General features: G+C 68.1%; 15 protein-coding genes. 10 read left to right on the top strand and 5 right to left on the bottom strand.

Annotated elements, in window-relative coordinates; genetic code table 11:
• Positions 1-264: 264 nt before the first annotated feature.
• Positions 265-1,485, top strand: a complete 1,221-nt coding sequence (gene ftsZ, locus HEP75_RS17685) for a cell division protein FtsZ (protein WP_046979230.1) — start codon at positions 265-267, stop codon at positions 1,483-1,485.
• Positions 1,486-1,731: 246 nt separating this feature from the next.
• Positions 1,732-2,643 (top strand): UDP-3-O-acyl-N-acetylglucosamine deacetylase, encoded by a 912-nt coding sequence (gene lpxC / locus HEP75_RS17680; protein WP_185824379.1) that lies wholly within the window; start codon positions 1,732-1,734, stop codon positions 2,641-2,643.
• A gap of 148 nt (positions 2,644-2,791) precedes the next feature.
• On the opposite strand, the gene HEP75_RS17675 is transcribed toward lpxC, so the two are convergent.
• Positions 2,792-3,268 (bottom strand): DUF721 domain-containing protein, encoded by a 477-nt coding sequence (locus tag HEP75_RS17675; RefSeq protein ID WP_185813901.1) that lies wholly within the window; start codon positions 3,266-3,268, stop codon positions 2,792-2,794.
• A 10-nt stretch (positions 3,269-3,278) separates the two neighbouring features.
• Here HEP75_RS17675 and HEP75_RS17670 point away from each other — a divergent pair, with 10 nt between their 5' ends.
• The 4 genes from HEP75_RS17670 (at position 3,279) to HEP75_RS17655 (ending at position 9,327) form a co-directional block, all read left to right on the top strand.
• Entirely contained in the window at positions 3,279-4,226 is a 948-nt protein-coding gene (locus HEP75_RS17670) for a M23 family metallopeptidase (protein ID WP_185824378.1), read from the top strand.
• A gap of 163 nt (positions 4,227-4,389) precedes the next feature.
• Complete coding sequence (gene secA / locus HEP75_RS17665; RefSeq protein WP_185820972.1) at positions 4,390-7,128, top strand: preprotein translocase subunit SecA; 2,739 nt, start codon at positions 4,390-4,392, stop codon at positions 7,126-7,128.
• Positions 7,129-7,765: 637 nt separating this feature from the next.
• Complete coding sequence (locus tag HEP75_RS17660) at positions 7,766-8,140, top strand: VOC family protein (RefSeq protein ID WP_185813898.1); 375 nt, start codon at positions 7,766-7,768, stop codon at positions 8,138-8,140.
• Between the two features lie 224 nt (positions 8,141-8,364).
• Positions 8,365-9,327 carry a Nudix family hydrolase gene (locus HEP75_RS17655; protein ID WP_185813897.1) on the top strand — a complete coding sequence of 321 codons (963 nt, stop codon included), beginning with the start codon at positions 8,365-8,367 and terminating at the stop codon, positions 9,325-9,327.
• Positions 9,328-9,513: 186 nt separating this feature from the next.
• Here the strand turns inward: HEP75_RS17655 and HEP75_RS17650 are convergent, their stop codons facing one another.
• The 3 genes from HEP75_RS17650 to HEP75_RS17640 form a co-directional block, all read right to left on the bottom strand.
• Positions 9,514-10,164, bottom strand: a complete 651-nt coding sequence (locus HEP75_RS17650) for a DUF4124 domain-containing protein (protein ID WP_185813896.1) — start codon at positions 10,162-10,164, stop codon at positions 9,514-9,516.
• Positions 10,165-10,368: 204 nt separating this feature from the next.
• Positions 10,369-11,742, bottom strand: a complete 1,374-nt coding sequence (locus HEP75_RS17645) for a DUF2252 family protein (protein ID WP_185824377.1) — start codon at positions 11,740-11,742, stop codon at positions 10,369-10,371.
• Between the two features lie 94 nt (positions 11,743-11,836).
• Positions 11,837-13,003, bottom strand: a complete 1,167-nt coding sequence (locus HEP75_RS17640; RefSeq protein WP_185824376.1) for a heparan-alpha-glucosaminide N-acetyltransferase domain-containing protein — start codon at positions 13,001-13,003, stop codon at positions 11,837-11,839.
• Between the two features lie 61 nt (positions 13,004-13,064).
• Between HEP75_RS17640 and HEP75_RS17635 the strand changes: the two genes are divergently transcribed.
• Positions 13,065-15,233 (top strand): TonB-dependent siderophore receptor, encoded by a 2,169-nt coding sequence (locus HEP75_RS17635; protein WP_185824375.1) that lies wholly within the window; start codon positions 13,065-13,067, stop codon positions 15,231-15,233.
• 11 nt (positions 15,234-15,244) lie between these two features.
• Here HEP75_RS17635 and HEP75_RS17630 read toward each other — a convergent pair whose 3' ends face one another.
• On the bottom strand, positions 15,245-15,700 hold the full coding sequence (locus HEP75_RS17630) for a nucleoside deaminase (protein ID WP_185824374.1): 456 nt from the start codon (positions 15,698-15,700) through the stop codon (positions 15,245-15,247).
• Positions 15,701-15,963: 263 nt separating this feature from the next.
• Between HEP75_RS17630 and HEP75_RS17625 the strand changes: the two genes are divergently transcribed.
• The 3 genes from HEP75_RS17625 to HEP75_RS17615 all read left to right on the top strand — a co-directional run bounded on the left by HEP75_RS17625 (position 15,964) and on the right by HEP75_RS17615 (position 20,026).
• Positions 15,964-17,103 (top strand): porin, encoded by a 1,140-nt coding sequence (locus tag HEP75_RS17625; RefSeq protein WP_185824373.1) that lies wholly within the window; start codon positions 15,964-15,966, stop codon positions 17,101-17,103.
• An 88-nt stretch (positions 17,104-17,191) separates the two neighbouring features.
• Complete coding sequence (gene ubiE / locus HEP75_RS17620) at positions 17,192-17,953, top strand: bifunctional demethylmenaquinone methyltransferase/2-methoxy-6-polyprenyl-1,4-benzoquinol methylase UbiE (protein WP_185824372.1); 762 nt, start codon at positions 17,192-17,194, stop codon at positions 17,951-17,953.
• A 135-nt stretch (positions 17,954-18,088) separates the two neighbouring features.
• Positions 18,089-20,026: a M1 family metallopeptidase gene (locus HEP75_RS17615; RefSeq protein ID WP_185824371.1), complete on the top strand. Its 1,938-nt coding sequence runs from the start codon at positions 18,089-18,091 to the stop codon at positions 20,024-20,026.
• Positions 20,027-20,190: the final 164 nt, after the last annotated feature.

Here is a 20,190-nt window from a genome sequence, read left to right as displayed (position 1 = left end):
GGGATTCGTAAGGGCAACAGCAACAGCAAAGGCAAGAAAGCGGAGAGCGGAGAGAAGGTAGGCGACAGGTTTTTTTTGTAGTGATTCCGCCGCGGAGCGGGCAACGGGTTGGGCGATCGCGCTTTTGCGAATCCCCATTCCCGAATCCCGAATCCCGGCTTCCAAACAACAACACTCGCCGGACGGAGAGGCGGGAACGAGGATCGGAGCTGTTCCGAATCCCCACTCCCCAATCCCGAATCCCGGCTCAAAGAGGACACGGACATGGCGCATTTCGAACTGATTGAAAAGATGGCACCCAACGCGGTAATCAAGGTGGTCGGCGTGGGCGGCGGCGGCGGCAACGCGGTCGCGCACATGGTCAGCAGCAGCGTGGACGGCGTGGAGTTCATCACCGCCAACACCGACTCGCAGGCGATCAAGAACTGCGGCGCCAAGCTGCAGCTGCAGCTCGGCACCAACGTCACCAAGGGCCTGGGTGCCGGCGCGAATCCGGAAGTCGGCCGCCAGGCTGCGCTGGAAGACCGCGAACGCATCATGGACGCGCTGCAGGGCGCGGACATGGTGTTCATCACCGCCGGCATGGGCGGCGGCACCGGCACCGGCGCCGCACCCGTGGTCGCGCAGTTGGCCAAGGAGATGGGCATCCTGACCGTTGCCGTGGTCACCAAGCCGTTCCCGTTCGAAGGCCGCCGGCGCATGCAGGTCGCGCTGAAGGGCATCGAGGAACTGAGCCAGCATTGCGACTCGCTGATCACCATCCCCAACGAAAAGCTGATCACCGTGCTCGGCCGCAACGCCACCATGATCCAGGCGTTCCGCGCCGCCAACGACGTGCTGCAGGGCGCCGTGCAGGGCATCGCCGACCTGATCGTGCGTCCGGGCCTGATCAACGTCGACTTCGCCGACGTGCGCACGGTGATGTCGGAAATGGGCCTGGCGATGATGGGCACCGGCTCGGCACGCGGCGACGACCGCGCGCAGGCGGCGGCCGAAGCGGCGATCCAGAACCCGCTGCTGGACGACGTCAACCTGGCCGGCGCCAACGGCATCCTGGTCAACATCACCGCCGGTCCGGACTTCACCATGGCCGAGTTCGACGAGATCGGCCGCACCATCGAAGGCTTCGCCTCGGAAGACGCGACCGTCGTGGTCGGCACCGTGCTCGACCCGGACATGCAGGACGAGGTCCGCGTGACCGTGGTCGCCACCGGCCTGAACCGTGCCGTGTCGCGCCAGACCCAGCGTCCGGAGCAGCGCGCGCCGATCAAGCTGGTGCGCAACGCCACCACCGGCCAGCCGGAATTCGGCGACTTCGAGCATGGCGGCGACGCCGTGTCCAAGGCGGTCGGCGGTGCGATGGGCCTGGGCCTGCGGCGTCCGAGCAGCGATGCGATGGGCGCGTCCGCACCGGCACCGGCGGCGGCCGATCTGCCGAACGATTACCTGGACATCCCGGCGTTCTTGCGCCGCCAGGCCGACTGAGGTTTCGCCAGGCCGGCCCTGCGCCGGCCGCAACACCGCCGTTCGGGAGTGTCCGCCTGGGCGGCGCGCCGTGTCCTTTGCTGCCGGGTCGTCTCGACCCGGCAGATTTTTGCGACCGCGACGCCGGCCTCCGCCAGCGTTGCGCAAATAGGACGCTGTGACCGTATTGTTAAAATTTGGCTAAACGCGTGATATTCTCAATTCCGTTCAGTTCCCGTCTGAGCGGACGTTCCCAGACTGTCTCCCATGACCCAGCAACGCACCCTCAAGAACACGATCCGCGCCACTGGCGTAGGCCTGCATAGCGGCGACAAGGTGTACATGACCCTGCGCCCTGCGCCGGCCGATCACGGCATCGTGTTTCGGCGCGTCGATCTGGAACCGGCAGTGGAAGTGCCGGCCGATGCGCAACTGGTCACCGAGACCACGCTGTGCACCGGGCTGAGCCGTGGCGACGCCAAGATCCAGACGGTGGAACACCTGATGTCGGCGATGGCCGGCCTCGGCGTGGACAACGCCATCGTCGAGCTGTCCTCGGCCGAATTGCCGATCATGGACGGTTCCTCCGGCCCGTTCGTGTTCCTGCTGCAGTCCGCAGGCATCGTCGAGCAGGGCAAGCCCAAGCGCTTCATCCGCATCAAGCATCCGGTGGAAGTGCGCGACGGCGACAAGATCGCCCGCTTCGAGCCGTACGACGGCTACAAGCTCGGCTTCACCATCCAGTTCGACCACCCGATGATCCCGGCCAAGCAGTCGCGCCAGGAAATCGAGTTCTCGACCATGGCCTACATCAAGGAAATCTCCCGCGCGCGCACCTTCGGCTTCATGCGCGATCTGGAGTACATGCGCGAGCGCAACCTGGGCCTGGGCGGGTCGATGGACAACGCCATCGTGCTCGACGAGTTCCGCGTGCTCAACGACGATGGCCTGCGCTACGCCGACGAGTTCGTGCGGCACAAGATCCTAGATGCGATCGGCGACCTGTACCTGGCTGGCGGCGCCATCCTCGGCGCCTACGAAGGCTACAAATCCGGCCATGCGCTGAACAACAAGCTGGTGCGCGCGCTGCTCGCCGAGCAGGCCGCGTGGGAGTGGGTGAGCTTCGATTCCAAGGCCGTGCCGGCACCGGTGGCCTACGGGGCCGTGGCTTACGCCTAAAGTTTTCCAGCCCGCGGCCGGGACCGGTCAGGGATCACGGAATGGGCGATCCATCGCGTCTTCGGCCCTTCTTAACTTCTATTTAACGAATCGATAACGACCTCGACGCCGGTGCCCGCTAGGATGCGTCGGGTCGTGTCGTGCGTGTCTACGTACGCAGACCGCGCCGGCCGGAGGCCGTCGTTGCTTCAGGCGTCGTGGAATCGACGTCCTGCAAGGACGCCAGCGCGTCGCGCAATCCCTTGTGCGTCGCAGCGGAAACCGGTGCTGGCCTGCTTCTTGCCTGTTGCATTGGGGAATGCGCGGATGCAGTCGCAGTCTTGACGGTCACCCTGGTGGCCTTCAGCCCGAGGGACCGGGCCGCAGCGAGGATATCGGCCTCGGCGAGCCTTACCCGGGCGTGCCAGACCGGAGAGTCAACGAGAAAAACGAGCTGTTCGCCGTTCACATTGGCCAACCGGCAACGGGAGGCCAGATTCGGCGGCAGATGGGGGCGCAACTGTCGGTCCAGCGCGTCGAGCCACAAGGCACGCCGCAACGGGTCGCCCACCTTGTCCGCCAATGCGGCGTCCAACGCCGGCATCGGCGCGGTGGTATGGCCCTCGCCGGACTTTCGCTTAGACATGAAAACTCATATGGCGTTTAAGAAGATCGTAATCAATTCGCGTGAAAAGGGGATAAAGGACCTGCCGTGGCGTCTGCGCGAGTTCGCAGACCGGCGTCCCCTGGCCGTGCTGGGCACGGTGTTGGCGGTGGGCATGGTACTCGGCATCGGCGTCAGCGCCGCGACCGGCTTCGTCGGTTCGGCGCAGCTGCGGGCCAAGGTGGAGCGGCAGGACGCGGAGCTGGCGCAGGTGCGCCGCGACGCGCAGACCCAGGTCAACGCGCTGGCCGCGCGGCTGGGCGAACTGCAGGCGCAGGCCACGCGCCTGAACGCGCTGGGCGAACGCCTGACCCGCATGGGCAAGCTGCAAGACGGCGAATTCGACTTCGACCAGCCGGTCGGCGTCGGTGGCGGCGACGACGAGGTCAGCCAGGACATGCCGGCGCCGCAGCTGAGCAAGGAGCTGGACGGGCTGCAGCAGCAGTTCGCCACGTCCGGCCAGCAGCTGTCGGTGCTCGAATCGCTGCTGTTCGACCACCAGCTCGACCAGAACGCGGTGCCGTCGCGGATGCCGATCCGCAACAGCTACATCACCTCCGGTTTCGGCGGCCGCGCCGATCCGTTCGGCGGTGGCGCCGGCAACCACAAGGGCATCGACTTCCACGCCAACGTCGGCGACCCGGTGCTGGCCGTGGCCGATGGCGTGGTCAGCTACTCGGGCGTGCGCGGTGGCTACGGCAACGTGGTCGAGGTCGATCACGGCAACGGTTATGTCACCCGCTACGCGCACAATTCGCGCTTGTCGGTGAAGGTCGGCGATCTGGTGCGGGTCGGCCAGGAAGTGGCCAAGGCCGGCTCCACCGGCCGTTCCACCGGCGCGCACGTGCATTTCGAGGTCTGGAAGGACGGCGTGGTGATGAATCCGGCCAAGTTCCTCGGCGACGGCGCCACCCCGGTGGGCCGCCGCGGCCGCGGCTGAGTCGGGCCTGGGGCGGCGTGCCGGCGCTTGAATCGCCGGAGCCCGCCCCAAGCTACAATACGCTTTGCCACGACAGGGCGCCTCGCGCCCTGTTTCGTTTGCGGCCCGCCGATTCCCTGGGGGATTGGGCCGTACGGGCGTTCCTTTCCAACCGGTTCCTTCAATGATCAACAGTCTGCTTACTCGCGTTTTCGGTAGTCGCAACGAACGCCAGCTGCGTCAGCTCCACCGTATCGTCGCCAAGGTCAATGCGCTGGAACCGGAGATGGAGCAGCTCTCCGACGCGCAGCTGCAGGCCAAGACCCCGGAACTGCGCGGGCGCATCGCCGGCGGCGAGAGCCTGGACAAGGTGCTGCCGGAAGCCTTCGCGGTGTGCCGCGAGGCCAGCCGCCGCGTGCTCGGCATGCGCCATTATGACGTGCAGCTGATCGGCGGCATGGTCCTGCACCTGGGCAAGATCGCGGAAATGCGCACCGGCGAAGGCAAGACCCTGGTGGCGACGCTGCCGGTGTACCTCAACGCGCTGGAAGACAAGGGCGTGCACGTGGTCACCGTCAACGACTACCTGGCGCGCCGCGACGCCGCGCAGATGGGCAAGCTGTACAACTGGCTGGGGCTGAGCGTGGGCGTGGTCTATCCGGGCATGCCGCACAGCGACAAGCACGCCGCCTACGCCGCCGACATCACCTACGGCACCAACAACGAATTCGGCTTCGACTACCTGCGCGACAACATGGCGCTGTCCAAGGCCGACCGCTATCAGCGCGGCCTGAACTACGCCATCGTCGACGAAGTGGACTCGATCCTGATCGACGAGGCGCGCACCCCGCTGATCATCTCCGGTCCGGCCGACGATTCGCCGGAACTGTACATCCGCGTCAACCGCATCGTGCCGCAGCTGACCAAGCAGGAGTCCGAGGAAGGCGAGGGCGACTTCTGGGTCGACGAGAAGGGCAAGCAGGTGCATCTGTCCGAGGCGGGCATGGAGCACGCCGAAGAGCTGCTGCGCGCGGCCGGGATCCTGACCAACGACGAGGACCGCCTGTACGGCGCGCAGAACCTCAGCGTGGTGCACCACCTCAACGCCGCGCTGCGCGCGCATGCGATCTACCAGCGAGACGTGGACTACATCGTGCGCGACGGCGAAGTGGTCATCGTCGACGAATTCACTGGCCGCACCCTGCCGGGCCGGCGCTGGTCCGACGGCCTGCACCAGGCGGTGGAAGCGAAGGAAGGCGTGCCGGTGCAGCGCGAGAACCAGACGCTGGCCAGCATCACCTTCCAGAACCTGTTCCGCATGTACAAGAAGCTGTCCGGCATGACCGGTACGGCCGATACCGAAGCCTACGAATTCCAGAGCATCTACAACCTGGAAGTGGTGGTGATCCCGACCAACCGCCCGACCATCCGCAAGGACTGGCCGGACCAGGTGTTCCTCAACCGCCAGGGCAAGTTCAACGCGGTGCTCGCCGACATCGAGGATTGCGCCAAGCGCGGCCAGCCGGTGCTGGTCGGCACCACCTCGATCGAGACCTCGGAGATGCTCTCCGAGCACCTGCGCAAGGCCGGGGTCACCCACGAGGTGCTCAACGCCAAGCAGCACGAGCGCGAGGCGCAGATCGTCGCCAACGCCGGCCAGCCGGGCGCGGTGACCATCGCCACCAACATGGCCGGCCGCGGTACCGACATCGTGCTCGGCGGCTCGCTGGAAGCGGAGCTGCACGCGCTGGGCGACGACCTGAGCGACGACGAACGCGCGCGCCTGAAGGCCGCCTGGCAGGAACGCCACGACGCGGTCAAGGCCGCTGGCGGCCTGCACATCATCGGCACCGAGCGCCACGAGTCGCGGCGTATCGACAACCAGCTGCGCGGCCGTTCCGGCCGCCAGGGCGATCCGGGTTCCTCGCGCTTCTACCTGTCGCTGGAAGACAACCTGATGCGCATCTTCGCCTCCGACTGGGTGCAGAAGGCGATGCGGATGATGGGCATGAAGGAAGACGACGTCATCGAGGACCGCATGGTCAGCCGCCAGATCGAAAAGGCGCAGCGCAAGGTCGAAGCGCACAACTTCGACATCCGCAAGAACCTGCTCGACTTCGACGACGTCAACAACGACCAGCGCAAGGTGATCTACGCGCAGCGCGACGAGCTGCTCGATGCCGAGTCGGTCAAGGACAATGTCGACGGCATCCGCGACGACGTGATCTACGACCTGGTGGCGCGTTTCGTGCCGCCGAACTCGATCGACGAGCAGTGGGACCTGGCCGGGCTGGAAGCGACCCTGTCCAGCGACCTGGGCCTGCCGCTGTCGCTGACCGACCTGGTCAAGCGCCACGAGGAACTGGATGCGGCCGGCATCGCCGAGAAAGTGCGCGAGGAAGTTGATCGCCATTTCCAGGAGAAGGAATCGGCAGTCGGCGGCGAGACCATGCGCGCGCTGGAAAAGCACGTGATGCTGACCGTGCTCGACCAGAGCTGGAAGGAGCACCTGGCGCGCATGGACTACCTGCGCCAGGGCATCCACCTGCGCGGCTATGCGCAGAAGCAGCCGAAGCAGGAATACAAGAAGGAAGCCTTCGAACTGTTCTCGGAGATGCTCGAGCACGCCAAGCGCGAGGTGGTGACCTTGCTGGCGCGCGTGCGTATCCGCAGCGAGGAAGAGGTGGCGGCGCTGGAAGCGCAGGAACGCCAGCAGATGGAGGCGCAGCTGCGCCAGGCGCAGTTCCAGCATCAGGACGCCGGCGGCTACAGCGCCGACGAGGAAGTCGAGCAGATGGCGCTGGGCGACAACCCGCAGCAGGTGGCGCAGGTCACCCGCGAGGCGCCCAAGGTCGGCCGCAACGATCCGTGCCCGTGCGGCAGCGGCAAGAAGTACAAGCATTGCCATGGGCAGTTGAGTTAAGAGAAGCGCTATCGCGAGCGCTGTTGCACATTCGCGCAACAGCGCTACGTTTGGCTTCGCAAAAACGTGGGCTCCGGCTCATCACTCTCCAAAACCCCGCACCTGTCGGCGCGCGCCCCAAACTCCGCGAGACGCTTCGCGCCGGACCCTCACCCAACCGCTCTCCCGGCGGGAGAGGGGCTAAGCGGCTGTTCCCTTCTCCCACCGGGAGAAGGTGCCCCGGAGGGGCGGATGAGGGTACGTGCGCAGCCTCGTGTACCAAACTCCGCGAGACGCTTCGCGCCGGACCCTCACCCCAACCCCTCTCCCAGGGGAGAGGGGCTAAAGCGGCTGTTCCCTTCTCCCACCGGGAGACGGTGCCCCGCAGGGGCGGATGAGGGTACGGGCGCAGCCTCGTGCACCCAAACTTCACGAGACGCTTCGCGCCGGACACTCACCCCAGCCCCTCTCCAGGCGGGAGAGGGGCTAGGCTTTGCTCCAGACGGTGCGGTGATTGGTCAAACCCTTGTATCTACAGCCCCGCCTTGTGCGGGGCGTTTTGTTTTTGGGGAGGCTTGGGGGCGTGCTTGCCGGTGTGGCGTGTCGCGTGTTCTGCGGGTAGGGTGCTCGCTGTCGCTATTGCCATTGGATGCATGCCGTGGAGCGTTCCGCCAGTCTTGAGTTGAAGGTGTTCGTGCCGGCGCGCGACTTCGCGCAGTCCGTGGAGTTCTATCGCGAGGTGGGCTTCGTGGCGGAGCCGCTTGGCGACGGACTCGTCTGTTTTCGCCATGGCGAGCGCTGTGCGTTCCTGCTGCAGGATTTCTACGAGCAGGCGCTGGCGCACAACCTGATGCTGCACCTGTGGGTGGAGGATGCCGATGCCTGGTGGCGGCGGCTCGATGCCGCCGATCTGGCCGGCCGCTACGGTGCGCGCATCGGCGTGCCGGAGGATCGGCCGTGGGGCATGCGCGACTTCACCCTGCACGATCCGGGTGGGGTGCTGTGGCGGATCGGACACGACCTTCCTGGGTAAGGGAGGGAGCCGGGCTGTTTCGGTACCGCCGGCGCCACCGTCCGCGGGTTGTCCATTTGCATGGCCGTGTGCGGTCGGTTTCGTCGTTGTTGCCGCGTCGTCCAGGTCGTCGCCGCGCCGTACGTCGGCCGAATGCTTGCGGATCGCTGCCGCGCTACGCGGATCGCCGACGATGTGAACCGGATTCATTGCGTTGGCACCGCCGAAGACGGCAAGCTTGCGCCATGTCCGAACCGCTCAGATCCATCCATGTCGTCGCCGGGGTCATCACCGATGCCCGCGGCCGTATCTTGCTGGCCCGGCGTACCGAGGGGCGCGATCTCGCCGGCCTGTGGGAGTTTCCCGGCGGCAAGCGCGAGCCGGGCGAGACCTCCGAGCAGGCCCTGGTGCGCGAGCTGCAGGAGGAACTGGGTATCGAGGCGACGGTCGGCGCGCAGCTGATGGAAGTGCCGCAGCGCTATCCGGACAAAAGGCTGCGCCTGGAGATGCGCCAGGTGCTGTCGTGGAAGGGCACTGCGCGCGGCCGCGAGGGCCAGGCGCTGACCTGGGTGACGCCGGACAAGCTGGGCCGCTACGCGATGCCGCCGGCCGACCAGCCGGTGGTGGCGATGCTGCGCCAGCCCGATCGCTATCTGGTGACGCCGGAGCCGGTCGATCCCGAGCGCTGGCTGGCGTCGCTGGAACGCGCGCTGCAAGGCGGCGTGCAGCGCGTACAGCTGCGCGCGCGCAGCCTGCCAGCTGCCAGCTGGCAGCCGCTGGCACGGGCCGCGGCGGCGCTGTGCGTGGCGCGCGGCGCGCAGGTGCTGGTCAATCGCGATCTGGCCCTGGCGCAGGAATTGGGCGTCGGCGTGCACCTCGGCGCGGAGCAGTTGTCGCAGTTCGAGGCTCGTCCGCTGCCGGCGGGGCAATGCGTTGCCGCGTCCTGCCATAGCGTGGAAGAGCTGCAGGCGGCGCAGCGGCTCGGCTGCGATTTCGCCGTGGTCGGCCCGCTGGCCGCTACCGCCAGCCATCCCGGCGCCGCACCGATGGGCTGGGAAGCGTTCGAGCGCCTGCGCGAGGAAGTGGCGCTGCCGCTGTACCCGATCGGCGGCCTGCTGCCGGCGCAGGTGGCCGAAGCGCGCCGCCATGGTGGTCAGGGGATCGCCGCGATCCGTGGGCTGTGGCCGGTGGATGTGGACGCTGCCTGACAGTGGGGGGAGGCAGCGAACGGTGTCGTGCGTCGATCATGGTCTGTTGCGCGATGCGAACAGGTTGATGGCGCAGTGCGCGCAGATCGCAGTCATTAGCTCGTGCGCGGCTGCGGATGACGTTTCGGTCGAGCTCGGGCAATTACCAGAGGATCATGCAGGCTGCGGAAACCCAGGTCGAGCGCGCTAGAAACTGATCCAGAAGCAGTTGTACTGGCGGCGCAGGCTCAGCACGGTCGAGGTCGGGGTCGCACTGCTGCCGAGGGTCTGTTCCAGGCGCAAGCCGGTCGCGCGTGCGCGCGGCGGTGTGGCGTTTTCGCTGCCTGCGGTGCTGGTCGATGTCTGGGGCGTCGCGGATGCGGCATCCGGTGTGCGTTGCTCGGCAGCGGCCAAGGTGCCGGACGCCGGGAGCGTGGCCGCTGGGTAGGCCGCCTGCGCCGACAGGTCCGGCACCACCGGCACGATCGCCACCAACGGCCGCTGGGTGATCGCGTCGAGGCGGTCGAGGATGCGCCGCGCCGCCTCGTCCGAGACGCCGTTCCACCAATACAGCGTGGACAGGCGATTGACGTCGCGTGCATCCACCGCGGTGCGGATCTGCTGCGCCAGTTCGCTCAGCCGGCGCACGCATTGCGGCCGGTACAGGCCGCTGGCGCCTTCGCTGGCCGCACTGGGCGCGGTGCGCGGCGGCAAACGGTCGATCGCACCCAGGTCTTCGCAACGGCGATCGCTGAACACCGTGGCGCCGTCGGCGCCGGTGCAGCGATTCACCTTCTGCGCGGCGGCGGGCGCGGCGCACAGGCAGAGCAACAGGAGGATCGACGAGGGCGCGCGCATCGCGCCAGCCTAGCTGCAGGCCTGGTGTGTGGGAAGCTGCGCTAGGTGAGGGTACAGGCGGCAGCGTTGGCGAGGCGTAGGAGCACGGTTGCTGCGGGATAGGGGCATCGGTCCTGATCCTTCGCGAGCATTGTGTGCTTGGCGGCTTCGCCCGGTCGCGGCTGAAGCCGCTCCTACAGGTTTCGCTGGCGGTGAACCTAGCGCTCAGTACAACGGTGTCCCCGCTTGGTAAGCCGCCACGAATCCCTGCCAATCCAACTGCACCTGCGCGGCGTAGTCGAACGCGAACTGACGCAGTTCCGACTTCAACCCGCTCTTGCTGCTGGCCGCCGCGTCGATCTGCTTGTCGATGCTGTAACCGACCACCGCCGGATCGTAGTCCTGGTCGGACAGCGCGTGCGCCGAGGCCAGCGCCTGGCCCAGGTAGGTGGCGGCGGTGGCCAGCTTGCCGGCGCTGCTCAGCGCGGCCGGGTCCAGGTCTTCCTGGAACGGCGATTTCTCGTGCACGTAGAACGGCACGCCGGCGACGCTGGCGTAGCCGATCAGCACGTCGGCATCCAGGGTCTGCGCCTTGGCGGTGCGCGCCACGCGCTCGCCTTCGTGATTGTCGTAGCTGGAGGCGGGCATCTGCGACGGCGCGGCGACGGCGACCACGCTGGCCGCTTCCTGCTTCCATTCCAGGATCACGTCGTCGCCGGTCGCGCTGCTGGCGCCTTCGATCAGCACGTACAGCCGCTGCCGGCCGAGGCTGCCGGTACCCGAGCCGAGTTTCTGGCGCACGTCCTTGACCGTGTAGTAGCTGGACGCATAGCGCTTGGACGCGGCGATCGAGGCCACGTAGCCGTTCATCGCCGCGGCGACTGCCGAGGCGGTGGCGCTGTCCACCGCGACCAGGGTGTCCAGGCTCTGGAACGTGCGCTTGCCGCCGCTGACCGCGGTGTATTTGGCCAGCAGGCTGCTGCGGCTCTTGCCGTCGGCGCTGTCGATGGCCTTGGCCACCACGCCGCTGGTGTTGCTCTTGGCCAGCTGGAAACTCTTCTCGGCGTCGCTGCCCTTGAAGTCGCCGATCTTGTCCAGGTAGGCGCCGACCATCGTGTCGATCGCGCTGCCGATGTCGCTGTCGGACAGGCCGTTGTCGCGCCCGGCCAGGACCATGCTTGCCGCCAGCCGGCGCAGGTCCCACACGTACTGGCCGAGATGGCCTTCGTCGAAGTCGGCGACCTTGAACACCGCCTTGCCGCTGCTGTCGCGCGCGGCATCGAAGTTGCCGATGTGGGTGTCGCCGCCGAGCCAGGTGTAGCCGGTCTGCGGGCTGGTCCACAGCGAGGCCGGCAGGGTCTTCATGTCCTGGTAGAACAGATGGTCGGTGCCGCGGTAGAACGCGTAGGCGCTGCCGGCCATCGTCGCCATCTTGGTATCCAGCTCGGCCTGCTGCGCCGCATAGGGATGGTTGTAGTCGTGGATCTGCTGCACCACCCAGGCATCGCGTTGGCTCGCGGCGGTGGCGCAGCCGGCGGTGGCGGCGAAGATCAGGCCGATCAGCGGCAGGCGCGGCAGGCGCGGCAGGCGGGTGGGCATCGCAGGTCTCCAGGCGCGGACAGGGCGACCAGTCGAGCATGCCGGCATTGCACGGCGATGAATCCGGGTCCGAGCCGGCCCGGCGCAGGCGTCGCTACAGATAGCGCAGCCAGGCCAGGTCGCGGCGCCGCGCCTTCAGCCGCGCGAACGCGGCCACCGGCCAGTACAGCGCCACGCCCAACACCGCGGCGATCGCCCACAGCGCCGCCACACTGTCCACGCCGAACAATGCGCCGTTGTTCGCGCCCCAGTACGCCAGCGCCGCCAGGTACAGCAGCTTCAGTGCGTACAGGTGCAGCAGGTAGAAGAACATCGGCGCCGCGCCGATCGCCGCCAGCGGCGCCAACGCCCGTGCCAGCCGCGGCTGCTCGTACAGGCGCAGCAACAGCAGGCCCACGCCCAGGGTCAGCAGCAGGAACAGCAGCGACGGCGGGTACTTGGTCAGGTTGAAGAAGCTCATCGCGGTGTGCGCCACGTCGGCTTGGTCGCGCCAGGGCGCATCGCCGTAGCCGTTGTGCCAGCGCAGCAGGTGGAACAGCGCCAGCGCGCCGAGGCCGCAGGCCAGCAGGCGCTGCCTGCGTTGCGGCGCCGCGGTGTCGGCGCCGTACCAGGGGCCGGCCGCATAGCCCAGCGCGATCACCCCGATCCACGGCAGCAACGGATACGAGGTGCGCACGCGCAGTTCGCCCAGTTGCAGCCAGCTGCGATCGTGCAGGACGGCCCAGGCCGTGGCCAATGGACCGTCGCCGGGCACATGCACGCCATCGAGCAGGTTGTGCCCGGCCACCAGCGCCACGCCGAGCAGCGCCAGCAGCGGGCGCGGCAGCCATAGCAGCGCCGCCAGCGCCAGCATGCTCAGTCCGATCGCCCAGATCACCTGCAGGTACAGCACCTGCGGCGGGAACGAGAGGGTCCAGGCGAAGTTGACCAGGGTCAGTTCCAGCACGATCAGGAACAGCCCGCGCTTGAGCAGGAACGCCGCCGCCGCCTTGCGGCCATGCGGCTGCCGCGCTGCATACAGCCACGCCGACAGCCCGGTCAGGAACACGAACACCGGCGCACACAGGTGCGCCAGCAGGCGCGCCACGAACAGCGCCGGGGCGGTGGTTTCCACGTCCACCGGATCGCCGATCGGGTGATGCAGATAGAACGTCTCGCGCACGTGGTCGAGCAGCATCAGCAGCATCACCGTGCCGCGCAGCAGATCGATCGAGGCCAGGCGCGAGGAGGGCGGGGGAGGAGCGAGGGAAGCGGAAGACATGCGCTGCGGTTCGTGCCAGTATTGAAATAATATAACATTTCTTTTTCGGGTACTTCGCTCCATGCCGCCACGTTCGCCGCAGTCGCTGTCCTTCGTCGCCGCCTTGCTGGCCGGCCTGAGCGCCGGTCCGGCCGATGCCGATGCGGTCCTCGACGCCGCGTCCGAGCCTGCCGAACTGGACACGGTGCGCGTGGTCGGGCGCCGCGACTCGGGCACCTACTACGCCGATGCCACCCAGGGCAGCAAGACCGAGCTGAGCCTGCGCCAGTTGCCGCAATCGGTGCGGGTGCTGCCGCGGCAGGCGATCGACGACCTCGGCGCGACGCACCTGGACGGCACCCTGGACTACGTCGGCGGCATCTCGCGGCAGAACGGCTTCGGCGGGCTGTGGGACAACTTCGCGGTGCGCGGGCTGCCCGGCAACGAGAACACCGGCAGCGCGACCCTGCTCAACGGCCTGGCCGGCAACCGCGGCTACAACGCGCCGCGCGACACCGCCAACATCGAGGCGATCGAGTTCCTGAAGGGGCCGGCGGCGGCGCTGTACGGCAGCAGCGAACCGGGCGGCACGCTCAACATCGTCACCAAGCTGCCGCAGTGGCGGCCGGCGACCGCGCTGGAACTGTCCGCCGGTAGCCATGAAGCCTACCGCGTCGCGGCCGACAGCACCGGGCCGCTGGGCGACAGCGTCGCCTACCGGCTCAACCTCGCCGCCGAGGACAGACACAGCTTCCGCGACTTCGTGCAGACGCGGCGCCGCTTCCTCGCGCCGGCGCTGACCTGGCGCCTGGGCGAGGCCACCACGCTGGACTACAACGGCGAATGGCTGCGCCACCGCACGCCGCTGGACCGCGGCGTGGTCGCGGTGCGCGGCGACCTGCGCGCGCTGCCGCGTTCGCGCTTCCTCGGCGAGCCGGGCGATGGCGACGTGCAGGTCGAGAACCGCAATCACCAACTGCTGCTGCGGCACGCGTTCCCCGAGACATGGAGCGGGCTGCTCGCCGCGTCGCAGCGCGACGCCAGCCTGCGCGGCTACTCCACCGAACCCAGTGCGGTGCAGGCCGATGCGCGCACGCTGTGGCGGCAGCGGCGCTGGCGCGACTTCGCCTCGCACGACAGCGCGCTGCAGGCCGAACTGCGCGGCCAGCTGCGCAGCGGTACCTGGCGCCACGATCTGCTGGTCGGCATGGAGGCCTACGACTTCGTGCTCGAGCAACGCATGCGGCGGGTCCGCCCCAGCGCCGCCGCGCCGTACGCGCTTGACCTGTTCGCGCCGATCTACGGGCAAGCGCTGCCGACGCCGCTGCCGTTCGTCGATACCCACGAGCGCCAGCGCAACCTGGCGCTGTACCTGCAGGACGCGGTGGCGTTGAACGCGCAGTGGACGCTGCTGCTCGGCCTGCGCCACGACCGCTACCGGCAGACGCTGCAGGACCGCCGCAGCGGCGGCCGCTACGCGCAGACCCCGGCCAGGACCACGCCGCGCATCGGCCTGAGCTATGCGCCGGGCCAGCAATGGTCGTGGTACGTCAATGCGGGGCGTTCGTTCCGCCCCAACAGCGGCTCCGACGTCTGGTACGGCACCGGCACCAGCACCACGCCGGCGCCGGAAACCGGCCGCGCGCTGGAGCTGGGCGGAAAGTGGCAGGCGCGCGACGGCCGCCTCGGCGGCACCCTGGCGCTGTACGAGATCGTCAAGGACAACGTGCTCACCGGCGATCCACGCAATCCGGGCAACCAGATCGCCGCCGGCCGCGTGCGCAGCCGCGGCGCCGAGGCCGACGTTTCCGGCCAGCTGAGCGCGCACTGGCGGCTCAACGCCAGCGCCTCGTGGAATCGGGTGCAGGTGCTGCGCGACAACACGCTGCAGGTCGGCGGCAGCCTGATCAACGTGCCCAGGCTCAACGGCAGCGTGCTGGCGGTGCGCGAGACGCCGCTGCCCGGCGGCGGCCTGTTCGGCTTTGGTGGCGGCATCACCCATACCGGCGCGCGGCTGGCCGAGGCCTATACCCAGGCGCAAGCCAATGCCGGCATCGCACCGGCACGCTTGCCGGCCTACACCGTGGCCAAGCTGATGGCTTACTGGCGCATCGACGAACGGTTGCGCGTGTCGCTGGACGTGGACAACGTGTTCGACCGCAGCTACTACACCAGTTCGGTCGCGGCGACGCCGTGGGTGGCGGTGGGCACGGCGCGCACGGTCAGCGCCGGTGTGCAGTACCGGTTCTGAGCGCGGCGCGCTCAGTCCTCGCCGATGTCCTCGTTCCACACGTCCGGATTGGCCGCGATGTAGCCGCCGAGCAGGTCGATGCACTCCTGGCTGTGCAGGTCGATCACGGTGACTCCATTCTCGCGCAGCCAGTCGATACCGCCCTGGAACGTGACCGATTCGCCGACCACCACGGTGCCGATGTTGAACTGCCGCACCAGGCCGCTGCAGTACCAGCACGGCGCCAGTGTGGTGACCATGATGGTGTCCTTGTAGCGGCGCTGGCGGCCGGCCTTGCGGAACGCATCGGTCTCGCCGTGCACCGATGGGTCGCCTTCCTGCACGCGGCGGTTGTGGCCGCAGCCGAGCAGGCGGCCGTCGTTGTGGTACAGCGCCGCGCCGATCGGGATGCCGCCTTCGGCCAGGCCCTGGCGGGCCTCGGCGATGGCGGTGTCGAGCAGGGCGCGGTAGTCGGGCGTGGCGATCATCGAGTGCGGCTCCGTGGCGGGATGACGCCATAGTGCGCACGGCGGCGCGGGCTGTCACCACCGCAAGCCGGCGCAGGCGCGTGTGGCGGCGTCTTTGCGAGAGCAGCCCGTTCGCGCGCCGCATCAGCGTTGCCGACGGCGTGCGCTGCGGCTTTACTTACCGCGCAAATGGGGCTATGAACGCTCTACCCCACCCCCCGCATCACCGGCTCGGCGCAGGCCTTGCTGCAGAAACGCTGTTGTCCGACGACAGGAGACACGCGATGCGCACTACGATGTGGAAAGGGTTTGGCGGGCTGGCCGTGGCCGCAGGGATGACGACCGGCGCGCAGGCGCAGGACCAGGAAAAGGCGCAGGGACTGCAATGGAGCGACGGCGCGGCCAGCGCCTCGCTGTACGGCACGCTGGACATCGGCTACGTCGGCCGCCGCGGCGGCAATGGTGCGGTCGTCGATAGCGGCAGCGAACACGACCTGCAGAGCGCCGCCGGCTCCGACGGCAGCAATGTCGGCCTCAAGCTCGGCTACGACCTGGGCAACGGCACCCGCCTGATCGGCGAGGTCGAGGTCGGCGTCGATCTGACCGGGGACAAGGACGCCGGCAGCGGCGGTGACACGTTCTACACCCGGCATGCCTGGCTGGGCGCGACCGGCGGCTGGGGCACGCTGCTCGGCGGCACCGTCGACGGCGGACGCGCCGCGGTGCTCAAGCAATACGATCCGTTCAAGGGCCGGTCGGTCGCCAGCGCCGGTTCCCTGCAGGTGGTGGTGTCGCGGGCCAAGGACGCGGTGGTCTACGTCACGCCCACCTGGCGGGGCCTCAACGCCACCTTCGCCTATACGCCGAACCTGCTCGGCGTCAGCGACCGCGACAGCCGCAGTCCGCTGTATGCGGTGATCCTGGGCTACAGCAACGGACCGCTGAGCCTGGGCTACGACCACGAAGAGGAATGGTGGAACGACGTGCCCGGCCTGACCCGGCTCAAGATCAATCTGTTCGGAGCCAGCTACGACGTCGGCCCGATCAAGCTGTACGGGTTCTACGAACGCATCGATATCCAGCAGCCGTTCGACGTCGCCGCGCTCGGTTTCTACCACGAGCACAAGGGCTATCTGCTGGGCTTCACCGCGCCGATGGGCGCCAACGGCCTGTGGAAGGCGGCCTGGAGCCGGCGCGATTCGTCCTACGTGGACAATACCTGCAACAAGTGGGGCGTGGGCTACCAGCACACGCTGTCGCCCAAGGCCTATCTCTACGCCGACTACGCGCGGATCGACAATGGCGCCGGCGGCACCTGCACGATCGCCTACAGCAACGAACAGACCTCCGCCGACCTCGGCCAGGGCGACGCCGGCGGCTACGGCATCGAGGGCGTGGACGTGGGCCTGGTGCTGAAATTCTGAACGTGGGCCGGCACCTGGCCGGCGCCGCGTGGCGGCTGCGACCCTCGGCCGCAGACCACGACGGCGCCGGCAGTGCGATAATCCCGCCATGAGCGAATCTCCCTACACCTCCGGCACCACCCATTTCGGCTTCCGCGACGTCGCCGCCAAGGACAAGCAGAAGCTGGTCGGCGAGGTGTTCACCTCGGTCGCCGGCAACTACGACCTGATGAACGACCTGATGAGCCTGGGCATCCACCGGGCCTGGAAGCGCTACTTCGTGGCCACCGCGCAGGTCAAGCCGGGCGACCGCGTGCTCGACCTGGCCGGCGGCACCGGCGACATCGCCGCGCTGCTGAAGGAGCGGGTCGGCGACGACGGCGCGGTGGTGCTGGGCGACATCAATGCCGGCATGCTGTCGGTAGGCCGCGACCGGCTGACCAACCGCGGCCTGGTCGCGGGCCTGGACTACGTGCAGTGCAACGCCGAGGCGCTGCCGTTCCCGGACCAGAGCTTCGACCTGGTCACCATCGCCTTCGGCCTGCGCAACGTCACCGACAAGGACGCGGCGCTGCGCGAGATGTACCGCGTGCTGAAGGTCGGCGGGCAGGCGCGGGTGCTGGAGTTTTCCGCGGTCACCGCCGACTGGTTCAAGCCGATCTACGACTTCCATTCGTTCAAGATCCTGCCGCGCCTGGGCAAGCTGTTCGCCAAGGATGCCGACAGCTACCAGTACCTGGCCGAGAGCATCCGCAAGCACCCGCCGCAGGACGCGCTGAAGGGCATGATGGCCGAGGCCGGCTTCGAGCGCAGCCACTACAAGAACCTGACCGGCGGCATCGTCGCGATCCACTCGGGCTACAAGATTTGACGGCGGGGATTAGGGATTGGAGATTCGGGATTCGTAAAAGCGGGGCAATGCGCTCTTTACGAATCCCCAATCCCGAATCCCCAATCCCGGCCGTCAAGGTAAACTTCCGGTTTCCCCGAACCGGTGCTGTCCGCCATGCGTTCCCCGTTCCTGTTGCTGTCCCTGGCCGCGGTCATCGCGACCGGTTGTTCCCGCGAGGCTCCTAGCGAAGCCGCCGCTCCCGCCGCCAAGCCCGCGCCCGCCGCCGTGAAACCCGCCGACCGCAGCCACGACGAAAGCTCCTACGCCGAGCCCGGCAAGGTCGTGATCAAGGACCTGACGCTGGACCTGAAGCTGGACTTCGACAGCAAGCAGATCGGCGGCACCGCCACCTACACGCTGGATTGGAAGGACAAGAGCGCCAAGCAGCTGCTGCTGGACACGCGCGAGCTGACCATCGAAACCGTGCAGGGCGACGACGGCAAGGGCAACCTGGCGCCGCTGCAGTACGCACTGGCGCCGGTCGACAAGATCTACGGCAGCAAGCTGACCATCGAAGCGCCGAACCAGCCGCAGAAAGTCACCATCGCCTACCACACCGCCGCGACCGCCTCGGGCCTGCAGTGGCTGGAGCCGTCGATGACCGAGGGCAAGAAACTGCCCTTCATGTTCAGCCAGTCGCAGGCGATCCATGCGCGCAGCTGGGTGCCGCTGCAGGACACGCCGAGCGTGCGCTTCACCTACAGCGCGCACGTCGTGTCGCGCCCGGACGTGATGGTGCTGATGAGCGCCGACAACGATCCGAAGGCGGCGCGCGACGGCGACTACACGTTCAAGATGCCGCAGCCGATCCCGTCCTACCTGCTGGCCATCGCCGCCGGCGACCTGGTGTTCAAGCCGATCTCCGAGCGTTCGGGCATCTGGGCCGAACCGTCCATGGCCGACAAGGCGGCCAAGGAGTTCGAGGACACCGAGAAGATGATCGTCGCCGCCGAGACGCTGTACGGTCCGTACCGCTGGGGCCGCTACGACATGCTGGTGCTGCCGCCGTCGTTCCCGTTCGGCGGCATGGAGAACCCGCGCCTGACCTTCGCCACCCCGACCGTGATCGTCGGCGACAAGTCGCTGGTGTCGCTGATCGCGCACGAGCTGGCGCATAGCTGGTCCGGCAACCTGGTGACCAACGCCAGCTGGAAGGACATCTGGCTCAACGAAGGCTTCACCACCTACGTGCAGGCGCGCATCACCGAAGCGCTGTACGGCGCCGAAGCGGCGGAGATGGAGCGCGAGATCGACCAGACCGACCTGCTCGCCGAGGTCAAGGACATGAGCCCGGCCGACCAGGCGCTGGCGCTGCCGGCGCTGACCGAACGCGATCCGGACGATGCGCTGAGCCAGGTCGCCTACGTCAAGGGCGCCTGGTTCCTGCAGTTCCTGGAACAGCGCTTCGGCCGCACCACCTTCGATGCGTTCCTGCGCGGCTGGTTCGACGACCACGCGTTCCAGAGCGCCAACACCGACCAGTTCGTCGACTATCTGAAGAAGAACCTGCTGGCCAAGAAGCCCGATGCGGTCAGCGAGGCCGAGCTGCACGCGTGGCTGGACGAGCCGGGCATTCCGGCATTCGCGCAGAAGGCGCGTTCGCGCAACTTCGCGATGGTCGATACCGCGCGCATCGCCTGGGCCGGCAGCGGCACCCTGCCGGGCAAGCAGGTCACCGATGCGTGGAGCACGCAGGAGTGGACGCGCTTCCTCAGCGGCCTCGGCGCCACGCTGAAGCCTGAGCAGCTCAAGCAGCTCGACGCCGCCTATCACTTCACCGGCACCGCGAACGGCGAGATCGCCATGCGCTGGTATCCGCTGGCGATCCGCAGCGGCTATGCCGAAGCGCGCCCGGCCGCTGGCGAGTTCATCGCCCGCGTCGGCCGCCGCAAGCTGATCCTGCCGATCTACGCCGAGCTGGTGAAGACCCCGGACGGCCTGGCCTTCGCCAAGCAGGTCTTCGCCCAGGCCAAGCCCGGCTACCACCCGATCACCACGGTGTCGGTGGAGGACATGCTGGCCAAGGCCGACAAGGGCGCCGCCGCGCACTGAGGCGGCGCTGCGTGCGAACGCACGGCACGGATCGCGGCGCCGGGAGCAGTCCCGGCGCCGTTTTCTTTTGCGCAATGGCGATTGCCACTGCGCAATGCCTGCGGCATAACGACCCCGGGCGTAACGCCCCAGCATGCAGGACTTGGCGCAAACCGGGCCGCATG

The organism is Xanthomonas sp. SI, assembly GCF_014236855.1.
Classification (GTDB): Bacteria; Pseudomonadota; Gammaproteobacteria; order Xanthomonadales; family Xanthomonadaceae; genus Xanthomonas_A.
This window is presented reverse-complemented; position numbering and strand designations above follow the sequence as displayed.

What these genes read in the sequence shown, in the direction of transcription:
- HEP75_RS17655 (WP_185813897.1), top strand. Translation starts at nt 8,365, where the DNA reads ATGTCCGAACCGCTCAGATCCATCCATGTCGTCGCCGGGGTCATCACC.
- HEP75_RS17615 (WP_185824371.1), top strand. Translation starts at nt 18,089, where the DNA reads ATGCGTTCCCCGTTCCTGTTGCTGTCCCTGGCCGCGGTCATCGCGACC.
- HEP75_RS17650 (WP_185813896.1), bottom strand. Translation starts at nt 10,164, where the DNA reads ATGCGCGCGCCCTCGTCGATCCTCCTGTTGCTCTGCCTGTGCGCCGCG.
- ftsZ (WP_046979230.1), top strand. Translation starts at nt 265, where the DNA reads ATGGCGCATTTCGAACTGATTGAAAAGATGGCACCCAACGCGGTAATC.
- HEP75_RS17630 (WP_185824374.1), bottom strand. Translation starts at nt 15,700, where the DNA reads ATGATCGCCACGCCCGACTACCGCGCCCTGCTCGACACCGCCATCGCC.
- secA (WP_185820972.1), top strand. Translation starts at nt 4,390, where the DNA reads ATGATCAACAGTCTGCTTACTCGCGTTTTCGGTAGTCGCAACGAACGC.
- HEP75_RS17640 (WP_185824376.1), bottom strand. Translation starts at nt 13,003, where the DNA reads ATGTCTTCCGCTTCCCTCGCTCCTCCCCCGCCCTCCTCGCGCCTGGCC.
- HEP75_RS17670 (WP_185824378.1), top strand. Translation starts at nt 3,279, where the DNA reads ATGGCGTTTAAGAAGATCGTAATCAATTCGCGTGAAAAGGGGATAAAG.
- HEP75_RS17675 (WP_185813901.1), bottom strand. Translation starts at nt 3,268, where the DNA reads ATGTCTAAGCGAAAGTCCGGCGAGGGCCATACCACCGCGCCGATGCCG.
- lpxC (WP_185824379.1), top strand. Translation starts at nt 1,732, where the DNA reads ATGACCCAGCAACGCACCCTCAAGAACACGATCCGCGCCACTGGCGTA.
- HEP75_RS17645 (WP_185824377.1), bottom strand. Translation starts at nt 11,742, where the DNA reads ATGCCCACCCGCCTGCCGCGCCTGCCGCGCCTGCCGCTGATCGGCCTG.
- ubiE (WP_185824372.1), top strand. Translation starts at nt 17,192, where the DNA reads ATGAGCGAATCTCCCTACACCTCCGGCACCACCCATTTCGGCTTCCGC.
- HEP75_RS17635 (WP_185824375.1), top strand. Translation starts at nt 13,065, where the DNA reads ATGCCGCCACGTTCGCCGCAGTCGCTGTCCTTCGTCGCCGCCTTGCTG.
- HEP75_RS17625 (WP_185824373.1), top strand. Translation starts at nt 15,964, where the DNA reads ATGCGCACTACGATGTGGAAAGGGTTTGGCGGGCTGGCCGTGGCCGCA.